Raw genomic sequence first — 24,895 nt, 5'->3', positions numbered from 1 at the left:
AGGATCAATCAACTCAGATGCAGAACACTCGTACGCTCGTCCTCGACACCGACATCGGCTCGGACGTGGACGACGCGATGGCGCTCGCCCAGATCCTGGGATCCCCGGAATTGCGCCTGGACTCCGTGACGACTGTCTACGGGGACACTGACCTCCGTGCCCGCATCGCCCGTCGGTACGGCGTACTCGCGGGCCACGAGCTCGCCGTACACGCAGGAGAGAGCACGACCCTGTCGGGGCGTGAGGTGTGGTGGCCCGGGCACGAGGGCAGCCTGCATGACGGACTGGCTGACGAGGTCATCGCGGCCGAGCCTGCGGTTGAGCACCTGATCGCCACTCTGCAGCGACGTCCGGGTGAGATTGACGTTGTGGCCATCGGGCCTCTGACGAACATCGCCGCGGCACTCGACCAAGAACCACGTGTGGCGACCTGGATGCGCCATCTGTGGATCATGGGCGGGTCGTTCGCCCACGGCAGCGAGGCCGAACACAACTTTCGGAGCGATGTGGTCGCCGCTCGCACCGTGATGTCGGCCGGCGTCCCGACCACCGTGACCGGACTCGACGTGACCCGGCAGCTTGGCATCGATCAGGCCGGGCTCGAGCTCATCGGAGCCGCGGGACCGCTCGGCGCGGCGCTTCGCGCGGACATCCAGCAGTGGTGGGAGTTCTGGCAGCAGGAATGGAACGTGCCGCACGATCCCGTCGCGGTGCTGACCCTCACCCGGCCGGAGTTGTTCACGTTCTCCGAGCCGGGTGTGGTCGAGATCGACGACGAGGGCATCAGCAAGTTCGCACCCGACGAAGCGGGCACGATCCGGCTCGCGCTCACTGTCGACGGTCCGCGCGCCGCCGCGGCTATCATCGAGGCAATTCAGCAAGCTGGAGCAGAGAACCGGGGGGTCGGTGATGGTCACCGCTCGCGACGTCGCTGAGCGCGCCGGTACGTCGACAGCGGTGGTCAGCTACGTCTTCAACAACGGGCCCCGGCCGGTTGCGCCGAAGACTAGGCAGCGCGTGCTGGACGCGGCGGCGGAGCTGCAGTACCGGCCCAATGCGTTGGCCCGGGCGCTCAGTGCCGGGCGCACGTTCTCGATCGGGATCGTCGTACCGCACATTCGCAATCCGTACTTCGCGGCGCTCGCCGAGCAACTCGAGGCTGGTACGAGGGCTCGCAACCACCTGCTCCTCATCGGCGACTCCGGCGGTGATTCGGCGCAGGAGCAGAGCCACCTCACTTCCTTCATCGAGCGGCAGGTCGACGGCATCGTCCTGGTGTCGGTGCGGAGTCAGCCTGAGCTCGTCGGTCTCGACACTGCGGGCATCCCCGTTGTGGCGCTTCACCGCATGCCCGGTGGGTCGCGTGCCTCGAGCCTGGCGATCGATTCCGTCGCCGCGGCCGCGACTGCTGCGGGCCACCTGGTGTCGCACGGCTATCGCAGTATCGGCGTCCTGACTGGCCCGATCGACTCCCCTGGCACCGAGGAGCATCTGATCGGTGTCGCCGAGGCGACGCGCGGCCAGCGGGTCAAGGTCGAGCACAGGACCAGTGAGATCTCCCGGTATCACGCCACCGAGGTGACCAGCTCCTGGCTAGCCAACGAACGGCCGCGAGCCATCTATTGCGCAACCGACGAGCAGGCGTTTGGGGTGCTGTTCGCCGCGTGGCGCGCCGGTCTGTCAGTGCCGGACGACCTCGCGGTCCTCGGCGGCGACGGCACCGCCGAATGCGCGGTAACCATCCCCCCGTTGAGCGCCATCCAACGCCCGGTGCCGCAACTCGCCACCCGCTCCATCGAACTCCTCCTCGACGCCTCCCCCGGCGACGGCCCAGTCACCATCACCCTCCCCCACGAACTCGTACGACGCGAGTCCTGCGGCTGCATCTAGGAGCGGAAGGCAACTACGCTGCCAGTTATGCGCACTCCCGACGACGGGTATCTCGGCGCGGAGGACGGGCGGCTGATGGTCGTCGTCGAGGACGAGACCGCCGGGTTCGTGAGCTATCGATCGGGGTCGTTCGACGGGAAAACGAAGTACTGGGAGATCGGCATCGCCTTGCTGCCGGAGTACCGCGGGCGTGGAATCGGGTGGCGGGCGCAGGCGATGCTGACGGACTACCTCTTCGAGCACACGCCCGTCGTACGGATCCAGGCCGCGACGCATCCGGAGAACGTGGCCGAGCAGAAGTCGTTGGAGAAGGCGGGTTTCCGGCTCGAAGGAGTGATCCGGGCGTGTGAGTTCCGGGCTGGAAACTACCGGGATGGGTACCTGTACAGCAGGTTGCGGGACGATCCGGGTCCCATCGTCGGCAACGGTTCGGTGACGGGTCCGGTCGATGGTGAGCCTGGCGGCCCCTCGGCGTACTAGCTTTGGCGCGCTTGAACACGGCGTTTCGTTGCGGGAATCAACGGCGTGGTTCTGCGACTCTGAAAAGTGCTGAGGGAGAGGGGAATCGTGTCTCGTCGACGTGGTCTCGTTGCCGGTGCCGTCGTACTGTCGTTCGTTCTCGTCGGGTGTTCCGACGTGGCGGCGAGCGAATCCAGTCCGTCGAACACACCGTCGGCTTCGAGCACCCCGTCAGCTTCGAGTTCTCCGTCAGCTTCGAGTTCTCCGTCAGCCTCGAGTACGACGCCCAGCGCCACACCGACTCCCAAGCCGACTCCTCCCAAGCCGAAGGTGACGCACAAGCCGCAGTACTACGCGCTGCAGGTGGAGCGGCAACTGGACAAACTCGGGTACCCGGTCGGCGACGTCGACGGCGACATCACCCGGCGCGCGAAGCAAGCCCTGTGTGCGTGGCGGGAGACGCACGGGATGCCGATCAGCCGCAAGGGACTGACGCTGACCGACGTCAACTCGGTGCTCAACGCAACGACGCGCCCGACACCGACACGCGAGCCCGGGATCTACGTCAACAAGACCTGCCAGGTCGCGTACCAGATCGTCGGCAAGACCTACAAGCGGATCGTCTGGATCTCCACCGGCGCACCCGGCTACGAAACCCCGAACCGCACCGGCAAGGTCTGGCGCAAGTGGGCCGGCGCACACGAGAGCAGCCTCTACCCCGACGCGTACATGTACGACTCCCTCTACTTCCTCCGCGACCGCCCCGGCATCGCCCTGCACGGCTCCCGCGTCAACTCCCTCGTCAAGCCCTACCCCGCCAGCCACCGCTGCGTCCGCGTAACCCGCCCCGAAATCCACCAAATCTTCAGAGAAACCCCGATCGGCACCAAAGTCCAGGTCTACGGCGACTACTGAGCCGTGGCAGTCGGCGGGAGGCGGACCTCCGGCACTCAGCAAGCAGCGCCGGTCGTGCCGCGGCACGCTTGGCCGAGCGGTTGGGGACGGCCAGCGAGGTAGTTGGTGAGTGGCGGAAGTCCGCGGACGCGCAGGCCATCACAATCATGGCGATGGGGCGGCGGGCCGCGGGGAGTGATCGGTTGCGCGTCGTTGTGATGGCCTGGCGGTCCGCGCTCAGGGCCTGTGGAGCCGCTCGACGTGCGGGCGAGGGCTGCCGTCATACAGGTGCGGCGGAAGGCCGGCTAGGAGGTCGGGGAGGTTGAAGGCGTCGAAGAGGGTGGTGTCGAAGAAGGCGACGGCGTGGATGATGCCGGCGGCGGTGAGGGTGAGGACCTGGAGTTGGAAGGCTCGGTGGACGTTGTCGGCAGGGTCGCGCATGTAGACGGCGAAGCCGGGTTGGCCGTTGGCTTTGATCGGGATGAGAACCTGGTCGCCGGGCTTCTCCGCGGGGCAGTGCGTGGAGATCAGCCGGCCGATGTTGCGGGCGCCGCGGAACCACGACGTGAACGGCGGCATCTCCCAGATCGCGTCGTCGGTGAAGAACTGGACGATCGACGGTACGTCGTACTGCTCGAACGCCTCGCGATACCGGTCGAGAAGCTCACCCTGATCCGCCGCATGCCCGGGAAGCGGTTTGAACAGCGACCTGGCTTCCTCAATGTCGATGCTCCCGATCGCGGCTGACACCTGAGAAGGCGACCAGCCCTCGATGTCGGTGAGGACGAGGGCGGCGCGGTGGCGGGCCGGCAGCCGTTGGAGAGCGGCGATGAGATCCAGGCCAATCGGACGACCGTCGCCGAACTCATCCGGAATGGGTTCGAGCCAGGTCACCTCCGGCCGCTGGTGCAGCTCACCCTCAGGGTGGTCGCTCGGTTCACCCAGATCCGTCGGCAACGGGCGCTCGGCGGCCCGGGCCAGACACTCCAGGGTGGCCGTGGCCAGGCTGGTTGTCCGCGCGGCGACGTGTTCAGCCTCGGTGATTGAGCCGAGCATTCGGTAGCAGTGCGCGACCCGCCCGCGCTCCCCTGCGTGGGCCGCAACCTCGTCAACGCGACCGGCCATCGGCCCTCAAATTACACCTGAGCGCCGTGACTGTCAGGGGGTCGGCCAGTCCCGTCCCGCGGTGTCTAGGAAGTCGGCTAGGGCTAGGGCGGTTAGGTCTTGGTGGTGGGGGACGGCTAGTTGGGCGCCGATTGGGAGGTTGGTGGAGGACCAGCCGACGTTGACGGTGGTGGCGGGGTGGGCGGACATGTTGTAGGGGACGGTGAAGGCGATGTGTTCGAAGGGCTTCGACGGGTCGTCGGTCGGGTAGGCGAGCTCGGCCGGGAACGCGGTGATCGGTGCGACCGGCGAGAGGATCACGTCGTACGACGTGAAGACGGCGGTGACGGCTGCGGCCATGGCGTGCATCTGGCTGTAGCCGTGGAAGACGTCGAAGCCGGAGAGTTCACCGGCCGTGGAAACCCATTGGCGGATCTCGGGGAGGACCTTGGCGCGGCGGTCGTCGGGGAGCGCGGCGATGTCGGCGGCGGAGCGGACGCGCCAGAAGCTGTCGAGCCCGTCCAGCATCTCCCGAGTGATGATCGGCGGGATCGGCTCCACCACAGCCCCGGCCTTCTCCAGTACGGCGGCCGCGGACGAGACTGCGGCTTCCACCTCGGGGTCGACGGGCAACCCGACGCCGGCATCCAAGAGCAGTGCGACGCGAAGACCCTCGACTGACACGGCGAAGCTGTCGTCGGCCGCGGGCAATGACGTGTGGTCGCGCGGGTCGTAGCCGGAGATCACCGACAAGGCGAGCGCGGCGTCGGCCGCCGTACGGGTGAGCGGGCCGATCACCCTTCCTGGGTAGGGGTTTCCGACCGCGACGCGGCCGTGCGTGGGCTTGATGCCGACGACGCCGCACCAGCCAGCAGGCAGACGAATCGAGCCGCCAATGTCGGTGCCGAGGTGCAGCGGGCCGTATCCGGCAGCCGCAGCCGCCGCGGCACCAGCGCTCGAACCGCCGGCCGTCTTCGACAGGTCCCACGGGTTGCGCGTCAGGTGGTGGAACGTGGAGACCCCGGACGACAGCATGCCGTATTCCGGCATCGTCGTCTTGCAGAAGATCACCGCCCCGGCCTCGCGCAGCCGCGCCGCCGCAGGGGCGTCCTCGGCCGCAGGCACCAACGCGGTGGCCGCCGTGCCTTGTGGGACAGGCGTCCCACGGGTTGCGATGTTCTCCTTCACCGTCGCCGGTACGCCGTCGAGCGCACCAGCCGAACCGTCACGCCAGCGCCGCTCCGACTCACGAGCGGCGGCGCGAGCGCCATCAGGATCGAGAGCGTACGTCGCACAGACCCGCGGCTCGAGCTCCTCCACCCGGGCCAGCACATCCTCGATCACCTCGACCGGCGAGAGCGAACCGTCACCAAACCGTGCCACCAACTCCATCGCGGTCAGGTCGGCAAGTCTCATGCGAAAGCTCCTCAGTTCGGGGGGTCGAAGCGGCCGTCGACGGCGGTCCAGCCTCCGTCGACCGCGACTACGCTGCCGGTGACGAAGGACGCGGCATCGGAGGCGAGGTAGACGACGGCGCCGGCGAGTTCCGACGGCCGGGCCCAGCGACCGAGCGCGCCCTTCTGCGCGTAGGCGTCGTACCAGGCCGGGTTCGCCTTGATCTGCGCGGTGAGTGGGGTTTCGACGACGCCGGGGGCGATCGCGTTCGCGCGTACGCCGTTCGGCCCGAGTTCGGCGGCCGCCGTACGGAGAAGCTGGACGAGGCCGGCTTTGGTTGCCGCGTACACCGATTGACCAGGCTCGACGGTGGTGCCGCGGATGGAGCTGAAGCCGATGATGTTGCCACCACCCCGCTCCGCCATCTGCTTGCCGAAGGCGCGGATCAGCTGGAACGACGCCCGCAGGTTCAGCGCCACCACCCGGTCGAACTCCTCGCCGGTGTAGTCGAGGATCCGCTTGCGCACATTGGTCGCCGCGGTGAACACCAGCACGTCCACGTCACTGAGGTCCACAGCTGCCTGATCGATCGCCGCATCGTCCAAGATGTCCAGCTCGTACGACGTGAGTCCGCCGGCCCAGCTGGAGTCGACCGGGTCGTTGCCCAAAGCCACGGTCTCCACGACAGCGCCGAAGTCGCGGTCGGCGCAGGTGACGCGGGCGCCGTGGGCCGCCAGCGCAAGGGCGCTCTCGCGGCCGATGCCACTGCCGGCGCCGATGACGAGGGCGTGCTTGCCGTCCAAACGGAACAGTTTGGTGTAGTCAGTCACGATGTCCTCAGGGCCGTGGACGGATGATCGCCATCCGGGTCGTGGTCAGTTCCTCGATCGCGAACCGCGGTCCCTCGCGACCGATGCCGGAGTCCTTCACCCCGCCGTACGGCATCACGTCGGACCGGAACCCCGGGACCTCGTTGATCACCACGCCACCGACGTCGAGCCGGTCGATCGCGGCGAACGCGGTGTCGAGCGAGGACGTGAAGACACTCGCGTGCAACCCGTACCGCGACTCGTTCACAGTCCGGAACGCGGTCTCCAGATCAGGCACCGACCGGACCGCGATGACCGGACCGAAGATCTCCTCGTCCCAGGCCAACTGCCCGTCCGGCACATCGGTCAACACAGTTGGCCCGAGCAGATCGGACGAAGCCGCGAAGGCCACCTTGGCCCCGGCGCCGACCGACTGGTCGACCCAGGCCCGAACCCTCGAGGTGGACTTGGGATCGATCAACGCCGACACCCGCGTCGCCGGATCGCGCGGATCGCCGACCACCACCGACGGCAACCGTTCGTCGAGCTTCTCCAGCAGCGCGGCCCGAACAGACTCGACGGCAATGACACGCTGCACTGAGATACAGGCCTGCCCGGACGCGTAGTACCCGCCACGGACGATCGCATCGGCCGCCGCGTCGAGATCGGCGTCCTCGGCAACAATCAGCGCCGAGTTCGAGCCAAGCTCGAGCAGCACTTTTGTCGGCGCCGCGTCCCGCGCGATCTGATGCCCAACCGCGGCCGAACCAGTGAACGAGACAGCCCCGATCCGCCGATCCGTGGTCAGCGTGACTCCGACCTCCACTCCCCCGGTCACCAGCTGTACAGCGGCCTCCGGTGCGCCGGCCTCCCCCAGCGCCGTCCGCATCAGGTGGACGAGCCACAGCGTCGCAAGCGGAGTCTGCGGAGCGGGCTTCACGATCACCGGACACCCGGCAGCGAACGCGGGCGCGATCTTGTGCGATGCCAACAGCAACGGATAGTTGAACCCGGTGATGCCGACAACGACCCCGATCGGCTTCCGCACCCAGAATCCGAGCAGACCCTCACCACTCGGCAACAGGTCCAGCGGCACAGTCTCACCGTGCAGCCGCGCGACCTCCTCGGCCGAGGTCTCCAACGTCAGCAGCGTCCGATCCACCTCGACCCGGCAGTCGACCAGCGGCTTCCCAGTCTCCAACACAAGCAGATCGACGAACGAGTCACGCGCTGCCAACATCGCGGAATGCACGCTCTGCAAGACCTTCCGGCGCACGTACGACGGAAGCCGCCCGACCGCATCGCTGACGGCCAGGGCGTGGTCGAGCGCCTGCCCAGCCAAAGCCACGTCACCGACCGGCGCGTCGGCCACGGTCGACCCGTCGTACGGGAAGATCACCGGCGCGGTGGACGGTGACGAGATCCAGGACTCGCCGATCGGCAGACCAGCTGGGAACTTCATGCGGGCTCTCCCTTCGTCGCGAGGAGATCGGTGGTGGTTGCTCCGGACAACGCTCGGTGGAGGGTGGGGATGGCGGAGACCAATCGCTGGGTGTAGGGGTGTTGGGGGGCGGCGTAGACGTCGCCGGTGTAGCCGGTCTCGACGATCTGGCCGGCGTTCATGACGGCGACGCGGTCGCAGACGTGCTTGACCACGGACAGATCGTGGGAGACGAACACCAGGGTGAGGTTCAGCTCGTCGACCAGGTCCGAGATCAGGTTCAGCACCTGAGCACGGACGGAGACGTCGAGAGCGCTGACCGGCTCGTCCGCCACGAGGATCCGTGGACGTGGCGCCAGAGCGCGGGCGATGGAGATGCGCTGCCGCTGCCCGCCGGAGAACTGGTGCGGGTAGCGGTCGCCTGCGTCGGCGGAGAGACCGACTGCTTCGAGGAGCTCGCGGACGCGCTGTCCGGAGGCCGGATGACCTTGCACGACAAGAGGTTCGGCGATGATGTCACGGACGCGCATGCGCGGGTCGAGCGAGCTCATCGGGTCCTGGAAGACGAGCTGAAGGTTCTCCCGCAGGAACCGCAGCCGGCGTTCGGGAAGATGCGTGATGTCGGTGCCTTCGACAATCACATGACCAGAACTGGCGCGATCGAGGGCCGCGATGATGCGCAGCAGCGTGGACTTGCCGCAACCCGATTCGCCGACGATTCCGAACCGCTCGCCCTGCTTGACCTCCAGATTGACGCCACGCAAGGCATGCACAGCCGGTGCCGAGCGCAACAACGACGTACGAGGTCGGGTGTAGTTGCGTACGACATCGATCAGCTTGATGGCCGGCTCGGCGTCCGGCTGGTGGGCCGCGGGGATGTGCTCTCGGATCTCAGGCATGAGTGGTGACTTCCGCGGGATGGTGGCATGCGAATCCGGTACTCGCGGTGCCGGTCCACGAAGGGGCGGTCGAGCAGACGTCGGTGGCGTGGCGGCAGCGGTTGCGGAACACGCAGCCCGACGGGAACTGGCCCGCCGGCGGGACGTTGCCCGGGATCGTGGTCAGGCGCCGCTCGTTGGTTTCGAGGTCGGACGCGGCGAGCAGGCCCTCGGTGTAGCGGTGGCGCGGGCGGGTGAACACTTCCTCGACCGGGCCGGATTCAACGACGCGACCGCCGTACATCACCAGGACTCGCTCGCAGACGGTCGCGACGACGGCCAGGTCGTGGGTGATGAACAACAGCGCCGACGATCGGGCGACGACGCCCTTGACGATGAGGTCCAGCACCAGCGCTTGCACGGTGACGTCGAGAGCGGTCGTCGGCTCGTCGCAGATGAGCAGGGCGGGATCGTTGGCGAGGGCAAGCGCCAGGACAATTCGTTGCCGTTGGCCACCGGAGAGCTGATGCGGGTACGCACGCATCGTTTCCCTCGGCAACTGAACTCGCCCGAGCAGCTCGACGGCGGCCGCCCGAGCTGCCCGACGACCAGGAACAGTGCGGTGGATGAGCATGGCCTCCGCGATCTGGTCGCCGACCCGCATGGTCGGGTTGAGCGCGGTCATCGGCTCCTGGAACACCATCGCGAGGTGCCGGCCGCGCACCCGCGACATCCGGCGTTCGTCCGCCCCGATCAGCTCGTGATCCACCCCGGTCAACTGAACGGAGCCCGCGGCAACAACATCCTCAGGCAACAACCCCAGCACACTAAGGGCGGTCAACGACTTCCCCGACCCCGACTCCCCGATCAGCCCAACCCGCTCCCCCGGCCCGACCGTCAGGTCGACATCGGACACCAGCGTCTTGTCCCGCACCGTCACGGTCAGCCCGCGCACGCTCAAAACATCGCTCATCGCCGGTCCTCCAGCTTCGGGTCGAACCGGTCACGCAGCCCGTCACCGAGCAGGTTGAATCCCAGTACGGCGATCGCGATCGCCACGCCCGGGAAGATCGCCAGCCGCGGCGCGCTGAACAGGAACTCCTGGCTCTCCTGCAACATCCGCCCCCACGACGGCGTCGGCGGCGGCGTCCCGTACCCGAGGAACGACAGCGCCGCCTCAGCCAGCACCGCGATCGCGAACGACACCGACGCCTGCACCGTGATCAGGCTCGTCACGTTCGGCAGCACGTGCCGTACGGCGATCGGGAACGGCTGCCGCCCCGCCGCACGAGCCGCGAGCACATACTCGGTCCGCATCACCTGCAACGCCCCACTCCGGATCACCCGCGCGAAGCTCGGCACCGACGCGATGCCGATGGCAATCATCGCCGTCAGCGTGCTGGCCCCGAACACCGCGCCGAACATGATTGCCAGCAGCAACGCAGGAAACGCGAGCAGCAGATCGTTGGTCCGCATGATCAACTCGTGCGCCCACCGCCGCGACATCGCCGCCAGAATCCCCAGCGGTACGCCGATCACCGCCGCCACGCCGACCGCGACCACCCCGACGAACAACGTGGTCCGCGACCCGACCATGATCTGGCTCAGCACGTCCCGGCCGAACTTGTCCGTCCCGAACCAGTGCTCCCACGACGGCTTCGCCAGGCGCACCGCCGGGTTGACCAGCGTCGCGTCGTACGGCGTCCAGACGAACGACACCAGGGCCATCACGACGATGAGCCCGACGATCACGCCGCCGGCGATCAGGCTCGGGTTGAGGCGCCTCATCGCGACCCCACCCGGAGCCGCGGGTCCAGAGCGACGTACAGGAGATCGACCAGGAAGTTGACCAGAAGTACGGCGATGACGAGGACCATCACCACGTCCTGAACGAGGAGGAGATCGCGGTTAGACACACCGTCGAGCAGCAAGCTGCCCAACCCAGGGATGACGAAGACGCGCTCGACGACGACCGCACCGATCAGCAGCGTCGCGAGCTGCAGACCGAGCACAGTGACAACCGGGACGGCCGCGTTGCGAACGCCGTGCCGCCACAACGCGGGGAACGGCCGGAGTCCTTTGGCTCGCGCCGTACGCAGGTAGTCCTCGCGCAGTACCTCCAGCACCGCACTGCGCACGTACCTGGTCAGTACGGCGCCCTGCACCAGGCCGAGCGACAACGCGGGCATGACGAGCTGTTTCAGGAACATCGCCGGGTCCTGCGCCGGCGGCGTCCAGCCGTTCGCGGGCAGCCAGCCGAGCTTCACCGCGAACACCATGATCAGCAAGATGCCCGCCAGGAACGCCGGTACGGCGACGCCCAGTTGGGAGACGGCCGAGAGCGCCAGCCCCGACACCTTCCGGTGGCGCGCCGCCATCACCGTGCCCGCCGGCGCCGCGACCACCAGCGCGACGACCATGCCGGCGACAACCAGCCACAGCGTCACCTGGAACCGGTCGAAGATCTGCGGCCCGATCGCCGCCTTGGAGACGTACGACGTACCGAAGTCGCCGCGGACCAGTCCGCCGAGCCACTCGAAGTACTGCGTGGTCAACGGGCGGTCGAGGCCGAACTGGCGGCGCAGCTCGGCGACGGCCTCGTCGGACGCGTTGACGCCGAGTGCGACCCGGGCCGGGTCGCCGGGCAGGATCGCCATGAAGGCGAAGACCAGCACCGAGCTCACCGCGAGGCTCGCGAGGAGCACCGCGGTGCGCTCGATCAGGCGGAGAACCATGGCCTTATGAACGCGCCAGGCGCGAGAGATCGAAGTTCTCGGTGATCGCGTTCTGCGGCAGGCCGGTGAGGTTCTTGTCCGCGACGATCAGGTTCGGCAGCAGGAAGAGCCAGTCGGCGGCGGCCTGCTCGGACAGCCGTCGGGCTGCCTTCTTCATGTTGTCGATCTGCGCCGCCTCGTTCCCGGTGTCCGCCGCCGCGAGCAGCTGCCGCAGCGTCGGGTCGTCGTACTTGGTGTAGTACTTCGTGCTGCCGAAGACGGTGCCGAGGTCGCGCGGCTCGACGTGCGCGATGATCGACATGTCGTAGTCCGCGTTCTTGAGCACCGTGGTCAGCCAGGCCGCCGGGAACTCGAGCTGATCGATCTGCACCTTCAGCCCGGCCTGCTCCAGCTGGCTCTTCACCACCTGGCCGCAGGAGATCGCGTAGGGCAACGTCGGCAGCCGGAGCCGAAGTGTCTTGCCGGCGGCACCAGATGCCTGCAGCAACGACTTCGCCTTGGCCAGGTCGTACGGGTCGATGCTGGTGAGGTCCTCGTACCACGGGTCCGTCGGCGGGACCATGCTGCCGATCAGCTTGCCGCGACCGGCGAAACACGTGTCCAGCAAGGCCTTGTGGTCGATCGCCTGCCGGATCCCCTGCCGGGTCCGGATGTCCTTGAAGATCGGCTCGGAGTTGTTGAACGACAGCAGCACCTCGCCGTTCGTCGTACCTTCGATCACCTGGTACTTGTCGTTGCTGGTGAACTGGCTCAACGCCTCCGGCGCCTGGACGGTGCCGATCACGTTGATCGTGCCGGTGAGCAGCGCGTTGTTCAGCGCGGTCGGGTCCTTGAAGTACTTCAGTGTGATCTCGTTGAAGTACGGCTTGCTGCCCCAGTAGCCGTCGTTGCGCTGCAGCACGATCGAGTCGCCGCGGTTCCACTTGGAGAACTTGAACGGCCCGGTGCCGATCGGCGCGGTCGCCAGTGCGCTGACGCCGGTCTCGGAGAACATCGCGCCGATCCGCGTCGTCATCCGGAACAGCCAGTCGTTGCTCGGCCGCGACAGCGTCACCTGCAACTGCGTGGCCGACAGCGCCTTCACATTCTGTACGACGTCCATCGCCGCCTTCAGCTGCGTCGTCCAGGCCGTTTTCACCCGGTTGATGCTGAACACCGCGTCGGCCGCGGTGAACGGCTTGTCGTTGGTGAACTTCGCGTTGTCGACGAGGTCGAAGGTGTAGGTCTTGCGATCCGGCGACGTCGTCCACGACTTCGCCAGCGACGGCACGATCTTGCCGGACTCGTCCAGCTTGACCAGCGTCTCGTAGACGTTGCCGAGCAGCGCCTGCGGGATCGCGGCGCCGTCGGTGGTGGTGAAGTCGAGGCTGGCCGGCTCAGCGACCAGGCCGATGGCCAGCGACTGACTGGCGCCCGTCGTACTGCCGGGCGACGTACCGGAACCGGCTGAGCAGGCGGTCAGCGCCAGGAGCGCCGCGGAGGCGACGAATGCGACCGCTCGAATCCGAAACGACTTCACGCGAACTCCTCCAGTTGCCGCCGGCTAGTGCGCCATTTTGACGAGCTGGGCCCGGTCCGGTGAGCGGGGCCACGCCGGGCCGGCGGGGTTCGCCGTACGACTGTGACTGGTCCGACCAGTGGACTAGGTGTCAGTGGGCCACTAGGTTTGTCCTCTACACACGGGTCTGTCAAGCGATTGGGGTCCTCCGGATGGCAAAGAATCCGCAGTTCCAGCCGGTGCAGCCTGTCCGCGCGTACCAGCGGATCGTCGAGCAGGTCGAGGACGCGCTCGCCCGCGGTGATCTGGCGCCGGGCCAGCGGCTGCCGAGTGAGCGGGAACTGGTGGCGCAGTTCGAGGTCAGCCGGTCGACGGTGCGCGAGGCGTTGCGGGTGCTGGAGAGCAACGGCGTCGTACGGTCGCGACCCGGTGACCCGAACGGACCGGAGATTCTGCCGTTCTCCCAATCGGCGCTGCGCAAGCAGATGGTCCGGCTCGCCCGGGTGGACGAGCTCACGCTGAGTGAGCTGATCGGGTTCCGGATGATCATGGACGGTGCCGCGATCCAGGTGGCGACCCGGCTCCGGACGCCGGAGCACCTGGCCGAGATGGAGGAGACGCTGGTCGCGATGCGGGCCGCGATCGATGTCGACTTCGAGGCGTTCAGCGAAGCGGATCTGGCCTTCCACGACGTGATCGCCCGGGTCAGCCGCAACTCGCTGATCCAGACCTGCAACGACGTCGTCCGCGGCGTCGTCCTCACGCTGATCTCGGACAAGGTCGCGCACGCCCCGAACAGCCGCGCCCTGATGCTCGAATCCCTCGAGCACCACACCGAGGTCGTCGACGCGATCCGCGCCGGCAACGGTCACGCGGCCGCGCGGATCGCCCGGCAGAACATGTACGACTACTACGCCAGCTACGTCCCCGCACCAGAGCAGGAGACGCTGCGCGCACTCATCGACGACTAGGTTTTGTCGTGGCATGCTGACGTGATCGGTTCCTTGCCGTGGGGGGCACAGCGTGAGCAAACCGGCGATTCTCACCGTCGACGACGACCCGATGGTCTCGGCGGCGATCTCCCGTGACCTGCGCAGGCGCTACGGCGACGACTACTTCGTCGTGAAGGCGACCTCGGGTGACCAGGCGCTCGCCGTACTGACGAAACTCGCATTGCGTAACCAGCCGATCGCCCTGATCGCGACCGACCAGCGGATGCCCGGGATGACCGGCATCGAATTGCTCGAGCGTGCGCGAGATCAGGCGCCGACCGCGAAGTACCTGTTGCTCACCGCGTACGCCGACACCGACGTCGCGATCAAGGCGATCAACGACATCGGCCTGGACTACTACCTGCTCAAGCCCTGGGATCCGCCCGAGGATCAGCTGTTCCCGGTCGTCGACGATCTGCTCGGCGACTGGCGGCAGGCCAACCCGGAGCACACCTCCGACGTCCGAGTGATCGGCAACCGCTGGTCCGACCGCGCCCACGACATCAAGACCTTCCTCGCCCGCAACCACGTGCCCTATCGCTGGTACGACGTCGAGCGCGACGCCGAGGGGCAACGCCTGCGCGAACTCGCCTCGGCTTCTGACGTCGACCTGCCGCTGGTCTTGGTACCGGAAGGCGATGCCCTCCGCTCGCCGTCCACGGTCGACCTCGCCTCCGCGCTCGGCCTGCGAACCCGCGCCGAGCAGCCGCTGTACGACGTCTGCATCGTCGGCGGCGGACCGGCCGGGCTGGCAGCAGCTGTCTACGCGGCATCCGAAGGTCTGAGCACAGTCATCGTGGAGCGCGAAGCGCCGGGCGGCCAGGCTGGTATGAGTGCGGCGATCGAGAACTACCTCGGCTTCCCTCGCGGTCTGACGGGCTCCGACCTGGCTGCGCGTGCCGTGGCCCAGGCCTCGCGCTTCGGTGCCGAGATGGTGCTCGCGCGGTCCGTCGTCGGCCTCGAGTCCCGCGGACCTGTGCACGCCGTACTGCTGGAGGGATCCGGAGAGATCGAGGCCCGCTCGTTGATCGTCTCTACGGGCGTCTCCTACCGGACGCTGGACGTCGAAGGCCTCGCCGACCTCACCGGCCGCGGCGTGTACTACGGAGCGACGGCGAGCGAGGCCAGTCAGTGTCAGGGCGAGGAGGTGTACGTCGTCGGTGCGGCGAACTCAGCTGGTCAGGCCGCGCTGAACCTAGCGCGGTATGCCAAACGAGTGGTGCTCCTGGTCCGCGGCGACACGCTGGTGACCTCGATGTCGCGGTACCTCGTCGACAAGATCAGCGCGGCGCGGAACATCGAGGTGCGGTGCCGGACCCAAGTGGTCGGCTGCCGGGGCGACGGGCATCTGGAGGCACTGACGCTTCGCACGTTTGAGCAGTCTGAGGAGGTGCCGGCGAGTTGGTTGTTCGTCTTCGCCGGTGCGTCGCCGCGGACCGAGTGGCTCGGCGACTCCGTCGTACGGGATGAGCGGGGCTTCATCGTCACCGGGCCTGATCTGGTTCTTTCCGGAGTTTGGCCGCTGGCGCGGCCGCCGTTCGCGCTGGAGACGAGCCTGCCTGGCGTGTTCGCGGCCGGCGACGTCCGGCTCGACTCGATGAAACGCGTCGCGTCCGCCGTCGGCGAGGGCGCGATGTCGGTCTACCTCGTCCACCGCTACCTGGCGACGTTCTGATGATCACCGTCGACGACCTGCGCGGGATCGGCCTCTTCGTCGGGCTGACCGATATCCAGCTGGGCGAGCTGATCGAGGGCGGGTTCGAGCTGCGGATCGAGCCTGGCGTCGACCTGTTCCATGAAGGTGAGCCGGCCGATTTCTGGTGGGTGCTTGTCGACGGCGCCATCGCGCTGCACCGCCGGATCGGTCGCGAGGACACCGTGATGGGGAAGATGGACGTCCCGGGTCGCTGGGCCGGCGGGTTCCGGGCGTGGGACGAGCACGGCGTCTATCTCGCCAGCGGGCGTGGCGTTGAAGAAGGTCGCGTACTGCGGGTGCCGGCCGCCGTACTGCGGGAGCGGGTCGACGACTGGTTCCCGCTCGGCGGGCATCTGATCAAGGGTGTGTACGGGACCGCGCGTGCGATCGAGTCGACGGCCCGTCAGCGGGACGCGCTGATCACGTTGGGAACGCTGGCGGCTGGGCTGGCGCACGAGATCAACAACCCCGCCGCGGCGGCCTCCCGCTCGGTCAGTGCGCTCGAATCGGCCTGCGCGACGTTGCTGTCGGCTTTGCAGCGACTCGCTGTTGGTGAGATTTCGGCGGCGCAGTTCAGCGAACTCGACTCGCTGCGGCTGGAACTCGGTGGGGCCGCGGCGGTTGATCCGGTCGATCTCGCCGATCAGGAGAACGTGATCTCCGACTGGCTCGATCGGCAGGGCATCGCTGAGGACTGGCTGATCGCGCCACCGCTCGCCGCTGCCGGAGCCACGGTCGAGTGGCTCTCGCGGGCGGCTTCGGTACTTGGCGACGCCACCGAGCCCGGTCTGTTGTGGGTGGCCAGCACGCTGTCGACCGCGACCCTGCTCGGCGAGGTCAAGGAGTCGACTCGGCGCATCACCGAGCTCGTCGCCGCCGTACGCTCGTACTCGCAGATGGACCGCGGATCGATCCAGACCATCGACATCACCGAGGGCATCGAGTCCACCCTGGTGATGCTCGGCCACAAACTCCGCGGCGGCATCGAGATCATCCGCGCGTACGGCGACCTGCCCCGGATCGAAGCCTATCCCGGCGAACTGAACCAGGTCTGGACCAACCTCATCGACAACGCCGTCGACGCGATGGACGGCACCGGCACCCTGCGGATCACCACCCGCACCGACGGCGACCGCATCGTCGTCGAGTTCACCGACACCGGCCCCGGCATGCCGCCCGAGGTCGCCGCCCGCGCCTTCGAACCCTTCTACACCACCAAGGACGTCGGCAAAGGCACCGGCCTGGGCCTCGACATCGCCCAACGCATCATCACCGAACACCACGGCGGCACCATCACCATCACCAGCCACCCCGGCCAAACCACCCTCCAAATCCGCCTCCCCCACCACCCCATCCCGGCAACCTGACCCGGTCCTGGGTGGTGGCGGCGCTATCGGTCAGGTGTCGTGTTCGAGGATTCGGACTCGGGGGACCTTGAGGGCTTTGCGGGCTCGGGTGGTCCAGTCGGAGCAGAGGAAGCTGGCGGCGGTTTCGGGCCAGGCGACCACGACTACCTCGTGGCTGTTGGTCTGCTTGCACAGCGTCATCAGGGCGAGCAGGACCTCACCGTGGGTGATGGAGACGTTGACCGGGTAACCGCTCGCGGCGCGGAGGCGGCGCGAACTGTGTTCGATCACCGAGGCCAGGTCGACGTCGGGGTCGGCGAGTGCCATCGTACTGATGGGTTTTCGTTCCGCGGGTGGACTGACTCTGGCGGACGGGATCATCGACGGTCCGAGCCCTGCCCCGGAGCCGGGCATTCCGGCCACGTCCGCGAAACTCGAACCCAGCAACGCCATCGGGCCACCGAATCCGGCCTCTGGATGGCTGGAGACGAGCAGGTGATAGTCAACGGGGTCCTCATACCTTGCGTGCAGGGCGGCAACACGGCGCGCGTCGCCCTCGCTCATCTCCCGCTCGATGAGCACCACCACGTCGTACGTCATTCGTGGCTCCCTTCGCAGTCACTTCCGTTGTACCCCCGCACCCCAGCCAGCCAAAGCACCAAACCCGCCGCCGTCACGGAATTGTCAAACTCTTCTCAGCCAACCCACAGAAACCATTTACGGGATCGGGGCAGGCCGGGGTCAGGTGTGGAGCGGGGTGTGGGCTCGGGTGTCGGGGGTGAGCGTGGTGAGGAGGTGGGGGGCGTCTATGAGGAGGTGTGCGGCCGGGTCCAGAAGATGGGGGTGGAGGGCGTAGATCTGGGCGCCGCGGCGCGGCGTGATGTCGGCGGTGAGTACGGCGGCCAGATCGGCCTGGATCGCGGCGTCCGTGTCCCAGGGGCGGTCGGGCTCGAGGTGAGCGGTCAAGCGGCGGGCGAAGGTGACGAGGTCTTCGGACGGGTCGCGGAGGTAGCCGACGACCGAGCCGTCGGCGCAGCGTACGACGACCTCGTCGGTGCGGGCCGCGGCGTGCCAGCAGCAGATCTCCCACAGGCTGACGCGGTCGCCGGAGCCGTGCACCTCCTCGAGTGTCGCCGCCATCAGTGCGAGGTGACCGCCGTACCGCGCGATGTTGTTCCGGTAACCCGCGGCGCCGAGGTTGACGTCGTACCAGCGGAGTTCCTTCGTCTGAAGGTCGAGGCCGAACGGCAGCAGGATCGTCGCCGGCCCGGCCAGGTCGAACCGCTCCTCGACCGCCGCCGGATCGAACAGCCCGTTCGGCTGCCGCATCACCCCGACAAACCCACGCTCGAGTTGGTCGAACGGCACGTTGTTGTAGCTGAACACGACCGGCAGCAGGTATCGCCCGCCAACCCGTCGTACGGCGCGCAGGTCCAGATCCACGAACTCGGTCGACCCGGCCGGACCCGGCGCGGACATCAGATTGCCGGAGTGGACCAGCGCATCCTGATCGAACCGCAGCCGGCTGTAGTCACACAGCCCGACGAAGTCCCACTCCTCCCCGAACACCGCTACGGACAGATTCAGATCCACCCGCCGGTCCCGCGGCTCGACCCAGTGCAGGAACAACCGCAGCAGCTCGTCCTGCGGAATCGGCACCGCACTCCCCCGCGTCATCCGCAGCAGTGTCGACGACCCGCTCCGCTCCGAGCCCGGCGCCGCCAGCCGCGCCAGCTCCTCGTCCAGGAACACCCGCCGCAGCCGTGGCAAATCCGTTGCCCGACGCAACATTTCCCCGACCAGTACGCCGGACAACGCGGCAGCCAGCTCGGCCGGCAACGGCTCCCGCTCATCCACCGTCGTCCAGATCCGGGTGGTCCCGCCGCGCGGAAAGAACAGCCGCAGATCACCCGGCGGCGTCCGCACCTGCCCCAGCGCCGCCGTGATCACCACCGGCGACACATCCGAGACAGCAGTCGTCAGCGCATCCACCAGCGCACCGTGCTGATCCGCGGGCAACTCCCGCGCGAGCTGCATTAGCCGCCGCACCAGCTCCCCCGGCCGATCCCGCAACAGATCGAGCGCATGCCCCGGACGACCGTCCGCGAACGCGCCCTCGACGCGCGCGGCGAACGTGTTCGTCGTCAGCCGCCGCCCCTCCAACCGCACGAAGGGACGCCGCGCCGCCTCGCCCAACACCGCGCGGCCGGCCGCGCTCCCCGAATCCAGCTCGGTACGGCGCACCACCGCGAACGCCAGCGCCGCCAGCGGATACCGGGTCGCGAACTCGAAAGGATGAAGGTTCTCCGCGACCCGCTTCCAGGCTCGTTCATGCCTGAGCATGTCCTCGACCAAAGCATCGGCCGGCAGCCGGTCGAGCCGGGCCAGCACCGCCCGCCGAGTTGCCCGAGGCAACGACTTCCGCCGGGCCGGCGCGGTCCGCAGACCTGGATCCGCATCCATCAGGGCGTAGACCAGCCGCAGTACGTCGGTTGCCGTACCGGCGCGATCGATCAGGTGTGGATGGTCGTCGAGGAATTGCGCGAGCACCAGCGCGCGGGTCTCCCGCACCGGGATCTCGTCCGGCAACCACGATAGATCCGCTCCGGCCAGCAGCACCTTCAGGTCGGCGCGATCACCTGCGGACAGCGGCGAGCGCCGTACGAGTAGAGCGTCGACTGTCGACCGTACGGCGTCGTGTGGCGCGAGGGTCAGGAGCTGAAGTCGATCCGAGCGGACGTGGGCGGGCTGCTCCTCGTGCGGGGAGGGCTTCAGGAACGGGTCGTTGGGGTTGATCCGGCGCTGGCAGACCGGGCAGGCGCTGAAGTCGGTGCCGTCCCAGCAGGTCCGGCAGATCAGGTGTGCGCAGGGCGAGACGGCGTGCACCGACTTCGCGTCACCGCACATGACACACGGCTGCTCGGGCTCCTGCAGCAACCGCGCGAAGGTCCGGTTGATGTAGAGCGTCTCGGTGTTGCCCGGCACGCTCTCGGGGAAGCCGCGGAACAGTGGCACCTGCGACGCGTCGTACCCAGACTCGGCATCGAGGAGGTCGAGCAGCGAATGACCGAATCCCGCGAGCGCCGGGGCCGACAGGCCGGTGCAGTACCGGTAGAGGCCGACGGACAGGAGGAAGCCGCGCTCGATCAGGTCGGCCTGCAACGCGGACAGACCTGCCTGGATGGTGAGCGGACGACGCAGCCACTGCCAGGCGGATCGCCGTACTGGCGGGGTCAGCGCGGTCGCGTCGACGAGTCGCCGGCGTCGCAACAGGACGGCGGCGTGATCGTGGCGCGGCTGATCCGGCATGCGCGCTCCTCCCCAGCAGGTCTTCCCGCCACGTCTTCGTGGATGAAGGAGCCAGGGGCGGAGAGCGGACGCGCTACTTGGCCTGGTGAAGCAGAAGGAAGCACGTCCAGGAGCCGCCCCTGGCAAGAAGAACGCTACCGGCCGCCACGGACAGTTTTGGCTGCGTCCCCCACCCCACCGCCCCGGTCGGTCCTGTGCGCCTTGGACCGGCGGATACAGGTCCGGACAAAGAAGAACTCTGGTACCAGGGTCGGGGCCGCCCCGCCCAGACCCCGGTACCAGAGATCTCCAGAGTAGAACGTTCATCCAAACCGGTCGCCACCGGGCACCCCATCTGGCACTGATTTGCCGTGATCAAACCCTTGAACCAACCCTCCCCACGCGCAGGGAAACCCTTTCAGTCACAGGCGGGAGGTGTCGCACCACGGATTGTGGTTATGGTCTAAGGCATGGAGGGTGGGGTCATCGAGCGTGCCCGCTGGCGGGACGTGTTCGGGCATTCGGAGTTCAGGGCGTTGTTCCTGGCCGGCGTGCTGTCCGTCGCGGGCGACCAGCTGGCGCGGGTCGCGTTGTCAGTGCTGGTCTTCGACCGCACCGAGTCCGCCGGCCTCACCGCACTGACCTATGCACTGACCTATGTGCCAGACCTGCTCTTCGGTCCATTGCTGGCCGGTTTCGCAGACCGCTATCCCCGCCGCGCAGTAATGATCGTCACCGACCTGGCCCGTGCAGTGTTGGTCGCGGCCATGGCGATCCAGGCGCTACCGCTGGTGGTAGTGATCCTGCTCCTGCTTGCTTTGCAGGCTTTCGGCTCACCTTTCAACGCAGCGCGTGCCGCAACGCTCCCCGCCGTACTGCCAGGTGACCACTACGTCCTGGGCAAGGCGGCCAACGACATGGTCGTCCAGTTCAGCCAGGTCCTCGGCTTCGGCACCGGTGGGGTCGTCGTAGTCGCCGTAGGCACGTCAGGCGGCCTGCTGCTGGACTCCGCGACTTTCCTGCTCTCCGCAGTCCTCATAGCCATCGGAGTACGACGCCGTCCGGTGCCTGCGCGTGGCACAGATGAGCCACAAGGCAGCTACTTCAGCGACCTATCCTCTGGCTTCAGACTCGTCGCCCGTACGCCGAAACTCCGGGCGCTGGTCGTGCTAGCGACCATTGCCGGCTTCTACGTCACAGTAGAGGGCCTCGCAGTCCCGTACGCCCATGAGATAGGCCAGGGCGCTGAAGCCGCCGGACTGCTCCTGGCTGCCAGCCCGGCCGGAGCTGTTGCAGGCATGTGGCTCATCACGCTGTGGCCGCCAGAGCGACGTCTGGGGTTGCTGGCGCCTCTGGCTGTGCTGGCGTGCGCACCATTGATCTTCTGCCTCTTCGCGCCAGGCCTGCTGCCCACTGTGGCGTTGTGGGCCGTGTCGGGCCTCGCCTCTGCCTACCATTTGCCGACCAGCGCGGCCTTCGTTCAGGCCGTGCCGGACTCACAGCGTGGCCAGGCGTTCGGAGTGGCGAGCACAGCCCTGAAGAGCAGTCAGGGCATCGGCATCCTGCTCGCCGGCCTATTGGCGGACGAGTGGTCGCCGTCGGTCGCACTGGGCCTGATGGGTGTCGCAGGCGCCTGTGCGGCCCTGGCGGCGGGCACTGCCTGGGCACGTACCCGCCGTACCGGGTCCGGCACCGCCGAAATGGGTGCCGGGTGAGCCGCCGGAGATCCGCGCAAATATCTCCGAACCAGCTCCGTAAAAAGTCGGTAAAGAAATTTCGGTGGTCAGCGGCGAATCACCACTCGTTACCGGTGGTGAACCACTCGTTACCGGATCCACCCGGACGGCGCAGCCACTCGTTGCCACTCTGCGTGAACCATTCGTTCCCGCCCTGGAACCACTCGTTCCCACCGTGGAACCACTCGTTGCCGCTGCCGGTGAACCACTCGTTGCCGCCGTGGAACCACTCGTTGCCGGTGCTGATCTTGGACATGGTGCTGGATCCTTCCGTCGCCATCCAGTGGATGGAATTAACGCGAGCCGGGGATGACCTCGCGTGAACAGGCCGTTACTATTCAGGAATAACCGCTCAGGTCTAACCGTGTGAGGCCACCATGATTCTGATCGGTCGGAGCAATTGGGTGCCACCCCGCCGGTGGAAGCTCTGGTCGTTGCCCCGTCCTGCCGTCAGCTATGTGCTCGGCGTGGACGCAGTCGCAGTCACGATCACCGCCTTGGCTGTGGCCTCGACGATCTCCGGCGCCCGAGCCGGCGTCAGGCCGTCCGAGTGGGTCGCCTTCGCCGTACTGGCGGCCGCCTCGGTACTCCACCTGGAGTCTGCCCGCGGAATCGAGCGCCGACGCGAGATGGCGGCCAACACTTCGCCATACACGAACCTGAAGAGCCTCTGGGTGTTCGCGGGCCTGCTGCTGCTCCCGCTGAGCCTGGTCGTCGCACTGGTCGTGGTCTCGTACGGCTACTCCTGGATCCGGGTCTACGGCCGGACCATCGCGCACCGCAAGGTGTTCTCGGCCAGCACGTTCATCCTGGCCAGCGCCGCGGCGGCCGCCGTACTGCGGGCTGGTGGCCTGCTGTCCGAGCCGCGCGTGCCGACCGGGCCGTGGTCGCTGCTGGTCGTGCTGGGTGCGGCGACGACCTGGTGGCTGGTGAACTTCGCTCTGGTGATCGGTGCGATCCTGCTGTCCTCCCCCGACGCCACCGCCCGTGGCGCGCTGGGAGACCTGTCCGACCAGCTCGTGGTGGTAGCGGGCCTGGGTCTCGGTGTCGCGGTGGGTGCGCTCCAGGCGTCGTACCCGTGGGTGGTGCCGATCCTGATGGTGACGGTGCTGACGCTGCATCGCGATCTGCTGCTGCCGCAGTTCCAGCGGGCCGCGGGTACGGACGTCAAGACCGGTCTGGCGACTCCAGCGTACTGGGCGAGCGCCGTGCCGGCTGAGCTTGCTCGTGCGGAGACGCTGCGCAGTTCGGTCGGTCTGCTGATGCTGGACCTGGACAAGTTCAAGGAGATCAACGACACCTACGGCCACCCCGCCGGGGACCAGGCGCTGCGTGCGGTCGGTGAGAGCGTACGGGCGGAGGTCCGGCAGGGTGACCTGGTCGCACGGGTCGGTGGCGACGAGCTGGCTGTCCTGCTGCCCGGTGCGTCCGAGACTGAGGTGCTGGAGATCGCCGAGCGGATCCGGGACCGGCTCAGCGCTCTGAGCGTGTCAGTGGACACCGCGACCACGGCCAGTGCGGTGATCACTGGTGTGCCGGCGTCGTTCGGCGCGGCGGTGTACCCGGACGTCGCGGACACCATGGACCAGTTGGTGCTGGCCGCCGACAACGCGCTGCTCAGCGCCAAGCGGGACGGCCGCAACCGGATCGTCGCGGCCCGGCCGAACCCGCCTGCGGTCACGGATCACTCAGACCAACCGGCTGAGTGAGGCTCGCTGCGTCACTTGACGCGGATCAGGGCCTTGCCCAGCAGAGTGCGTTGCTCCAGGGCGGCGTGCGCGTCCGCGACGTGGTCGAGGTCGAAGACCTTGTCGACGACCGGTGAGAGGTCGCCGGCGAGCGCCCTGGCGATGACGTCGGCGCCGGTGATCGTCGTGGTCGTGGTGTCGGCGCGGAGGTCGTGGATGCCCTTCACCGTGATCCCCCGGCGCTCTGCGTCGGCTACGTCGTACGCCGCGAATCCGCCGCTCGGGGCGCCATGGGCGGAGAACCAGCCGCCGTCCCTGACCACGCTGAAGGCCGTTGCGCCGAGCTCGCCGCCGGCGCCCTCGAACACGATGTCGGCGCCGCGTCCGTTCGTTGCCTCGAGCACCGATTTCTCCCAGCCGGGGAGCGAGTAGTCGATCACCACGTCCGCGCCCTGCGCCTTGCTGAGGTCGAGCTTCGCCTGGCCGCGTGCGGCGGCGATGACGTGTGCGCTGGCCTTGTGTGCGAGCTGGATCAGCAGCAGCCCCATACCGCCGGCGGAGGCCGTGATCAGCACCTCCTTGCCCTGCATGGGCGGGGCGAGGTCCTCGAGCATGAGCGCGGTGAGGCCGTCGCCCGCGACCGCGACCGCCGTCTCGACGTTGAGGCCGGCCGGGACCTCGACCAGGCCGGCAGCCTGGGCTCGGACCAGCTCAGCATGTGCACCGAAGCCGACCGAGCGGCCGACGACGGTCTTGCCGATCCAGTCCGTCGACGCCTCCGGGCCTACGACGCGAACCGTGCCTGCCAGCGAACTGCCTGGCACATAAGGCGGTTCCACGTCGAAGAACTCGCTGTGGTGGCCCTGCCGGATCGCCGTGTCGACGAAGATCATGTCCGCCACCGCCACCTCGATCAGGACCTCGCCCGCGGCCGGCTCGGGGTCCGGCCAGTCCTGCGTCTTGATCACGTCGGCCGCTCCGAACTCGGTCACCACTGCTGCCCGCATAGCTGCTCCTTCATCTGTTTGCTGAGGTGCTTCGAGACT

22 protein-coding genes are annotated in these 24,895 nt (G+C 67.9%); 9 read left to right on the top strand and 13 right to left on the bottom strand.

Translation table 11 applies throughout. The features are described 5' to 3' along the window. Positions 1-17: 17 nt before the first annotated feature. From EV646_RS38025 to EV646_RS38010, 4 genes are all read left to right on the top strand, one after another. Positions 18-935 (top strand): nucleoside hydrolase, encoded by a 918-nt coding sequence (locus EV646_RS38025; RefSeq protein WP_132157579.1) that lies wholly within the window; start codon positions 18-20, stop codon positions 933-935. Further along, complete coding sequence (locus EV646_RS38020; RefSeq protein WP_132157577.1) at positions 910-1,890, top strand: LacI family DNA-binding transcriptional regulator; 981 nt, start codon at positions 910-912, stop codon at positions 1,888-1,890. Before EV646_RS38025 ends, EV646_RS38020 begins: the two co-directional genes overlap by 26 nt. Before the next feature lie 27 nt (positions 1,891-1,917). After that, positions 1,918-2,370, top strand: coding sequence for a GNAT family N-acetyltransferase (locus EV646_RS38015; protein ID WP_132157575.1), 453 nt, complete (start codon positions 1,918-1,920; stop codon positions 2,368-2,370). A gap of 87 nt (positions 2,371-2,457) precedes the next feature. Then, complete coding sequence (locus tag EV646_RS38010; protein ID WP_241996600.1) at positions 2,458-3,264, top strand: L,D-transpeptidase; 807 nt, start codon at positions 2,458-2,460, stop codon at positions 3,262-3,264. 216 nt (positions 3,265-3,480) lie between these two features. Here the strand turns inward: EV646_RS38010 and EV646_RS38005 are convergent, their stop codons facing one another. Genes EV646_RS38005 through EV646_RS37965 form a run of 9 tightly spaced genes read right to left on the bottom strand, consistent with a single transcriptional unit; the run spans position 3,481 to position 13,124 of the window. Further along, the gene (locus EV646_RS38005; protein WP_132157573.1) at positions 3,481-4,368 is read right to left on the bottom strand and encodes a sigma-70 family RNA polymerase sigma factor family protein; all 888 of its coding nucleotides are present in this window, start codon (positions 4,366-4,368) and stop codon (positions 3,481-3,483) included. Positions 4,369-4,401: 33 nt separating this feature from the next. Beyond that, entirely contained in the window at positions 4,402-5,763 is a 1,362-nt protein-coding gene (locus tag EV646_RS38000; protein WP_132157571.1) for an amidase, read from the bottom strand. An 11-nt stretch (positions 5,764-5,774) separates the two neighbouring features. Further along, entirely contained in the window at positions 5,775-6,572 is a 798-nt protein-coding gene (locus tag EV646_RS37995) for an SDR family NAD(P)-dependent oxidoreductase (protein ID WP_132157569.1), read from the bottom strand. Positions 6,573-6,579: 7 nt separating this feature from the next. Next, on the bottom strand, positions 6,580-8,013 hold the full coding sequence (locus tag EV646_RS37990) for an aldehyde dehydrogenase family protein (protein ID WP_132157567.1): 1,434 nt from the start codon (positions 8,011-8,013) through the stop codon (positions 6,580-6,582). Beyond that, the gene (locus EV646_RS37985; RefSeq protein ID WP_132157565.1) at positions 8,010-8,891 is read right to left on the bottom strand and encodes an ATP-binding cassette domain-containing protein; all 882 of its coding nucleotides are present in this window, start codon (positions 8,889-8,891) and stop codon (positions 8,010-8,012) included. The genes EV646_RS37990 and EV646_RS37985 overlap by 4 nt, the downstream gene beginning before the upstream one ends. Further along, the gene (locus EV646_RS37980; protein ID WP_132157563.1) at positions 8,884-9,843 is read right to left on the bottom strand and encodes an ABC transporter ATP-binding protein; all 960 of its coding nucleotides are present in this window, start codon (positions 9,841-9,843) and stop codon (positions 8,884-8,886) included. The genes EV646_RS37985 and EV646_RS37980 overlap by 8 nt, the downstream gene beginning before the upstream one ends. After that, positions 9,840-10,658, bottom strand: coding sequence for an ABC transporter permease (locus EV646_RS37975; protein WP_132157561.1), 819 nt, complete (start codon positions 10,656-10,658; stop codon positions 9,840-9,842). Before EV646_RS37975 ends, EV646_RS37980 begins: the two co-directional genes overlap by 4 nt. Then, entirely contained in the window at positions 10,655-11,605 is a 951-nt protein-coding gene (locus tag EV646_RS37970) for an ABC transporter permease (RefSeq protein ID WP_132157559.1), read from the bottom strand. The genes EV646_RS37975 and EV646_RS37970 overlap by 4 nt, the downstream gene beginning before the upstream one ends. A 4-nt stretch (positions 11,606-11,609) precedes the next feature. Continuing rightward, complete coding sequence (locus EV646_RS37965; protein WP_132157557.1) at positions 11,610-13,124, bottom strand: ABC transporter substrate-binding protein; 1,515 nt, start codon at positions 13,122-13,124, stop codon at positions 11,610-11,612. A 191-nt stretch (positions 13,125-13,315) separates the two neighbouring features. On the opposite strand from EV646_RS37965, the gene EV646_RS37960 reads away from it, so the two are divergent. The 3 genes from EV646_RS37960 to EV646_RS37950 are packed head-to-tail and all read left to right on the top strand — an operon-like array spanning position 13,316 to position 17,158. After that, on the top strand, positions 13,316-14,074 hold the full coding sequence (locus tag EV646_RS37960) for a FadR/GntR family transcriptional regulator (RefSeq protein WP_132157555.1): 759 nt from the start codon (positions 13,316-13,318) through the stop codon (positions 14,072-14,074). 52 nt (positions 14,075-14,126) lie between these two features. Continuing rightward, positions 14,127-15,770, top strand: a complete 1,644-nt coding sequence (locus EV646_RS37955) for an NAD(P)/FAD-dependent oxidoreductase (protein ID WP_132157553.1) — start codon at positions 14,127-14,129, stop codon at positions 15,768-15,770. Continuing rightward, positions 15,770-17,158 (top strand): sensor histidine kinase, encoded by a 1,389-nt coding sequence (locus EV646_RS37950; RefSeq protein WP_132157551.1) that lies wholly within the window; start codon positions 15,770-15,772, stop codon positions 17,156-17,158. Before EV646_RS37955 ends, EV646_RS37950 begins: the two co-directional genes overlap by 1 nt. A 30-nt stretch (positions 17,159-17,188) precedes the next feature. Here EV646_RS37950 and EV646_RS37945 read toward each other — a convergent pair whose 3' ends face one another. Next, positions 17,189-17,737, bottom strand: a complete 549-nt coding sequence (locus EV646_RS37945) for a hypothetical protein (RefSeq protein WP_132157549.1) — start codon at positions 17,735-17,737, stop codon at positions 17,189-17,191. A 141-nt stretch (positions 17,738-17,878) separates the two neighbouring features. Continuing rightward, on the bottom strand, positions 17,879-20,446 hold the full coding sequence (locus EV646_RS37940; protein ID WP_132157547.1) for an MXAN_6230/SCO0854 family RING domain-containing protein: 2,568 nt from the start codon (positions 20,444-20,446) through the stop codon (positions 17,879-17,881). 449 nt (positions 20,447-20,895) lie between these two features. Here EV646_RS37940 and EV646_RS37935 point away from each other — a divergent pair, with 449 nt between their 5' ends. Then, positions 20,896-22,140 carry an MFS transporter gene (locus tag EV646_RS37935; RefSeq protein WP_132157545.1) on the top strand — a complete coding sequence of 415 codons (1,245 nt, stop codon included), beginning with the start codon at positions 20,896-20,898 and terminating at the stop codon, positions 22,138-22,140. Between the two features lie 79 nt (positions 22,141-22,219). Here the strand turns inward: EV646_RS37935 and EV646_RS37930 are convergent, their stop codons facing one another. Next, positions 22,220-22,417, bottom strand: coding sequence for a DEAD/DEAH box helicase (locus tag EV646_RS37930; protein ID WP_132157543.1), 198 nt, complete (start codon positions 22,415-22,417; stop codon positions 22,220-22,222). A 178-nt stretch (positions 22,418-22,595) separates the two neighbouring features. On the opposite strand from EV646_RS37930, the gene EV646_RS37925 reads away from it, so the two are divergent. Beyond that, a complete protein-coding gene (locus tag EV646_RS37925) occupies positions 22,596-23,870 on the top strand; it encodes a GGDEF domain-containing protein (protein ID WP_241996599.1) in 1,275 nt (424 codons plus the stop codon). Positions 23,871-23,881: 11 nt separating this feature from the next. On the opposite strand, the gene EV646_RS37920 is transcribed toward EV646_RS37925, so the two are convergent. Continuing rightward, complete coding sequence (locus EV646_RS37920; protein ID WP_132157539.1) at positions 23,882-24,856, bottom strand: zinc-binding dehydrogenase; 975 nt, start codon at positions 24,854-24,856, stop codon at positions 23,882-23,884. Positions 24,857-24,895 lie beyond the last annotated feature (39 nt).

The organism is Kribbella antiqua (genome assembly GCF_004345665.1).
Taxonomy (GTDB): Bacteria; Actinomycetota; Actinomycetes; order Propionibacteriales; family Kribbellaceae; genus Kribbella; species Kribbella antiqua.
The sequence above is the reverse complement of the archived record's forward strand: the minus strand, read 5'-3'. Positions and strand labels throughout refer to the sequence as shown.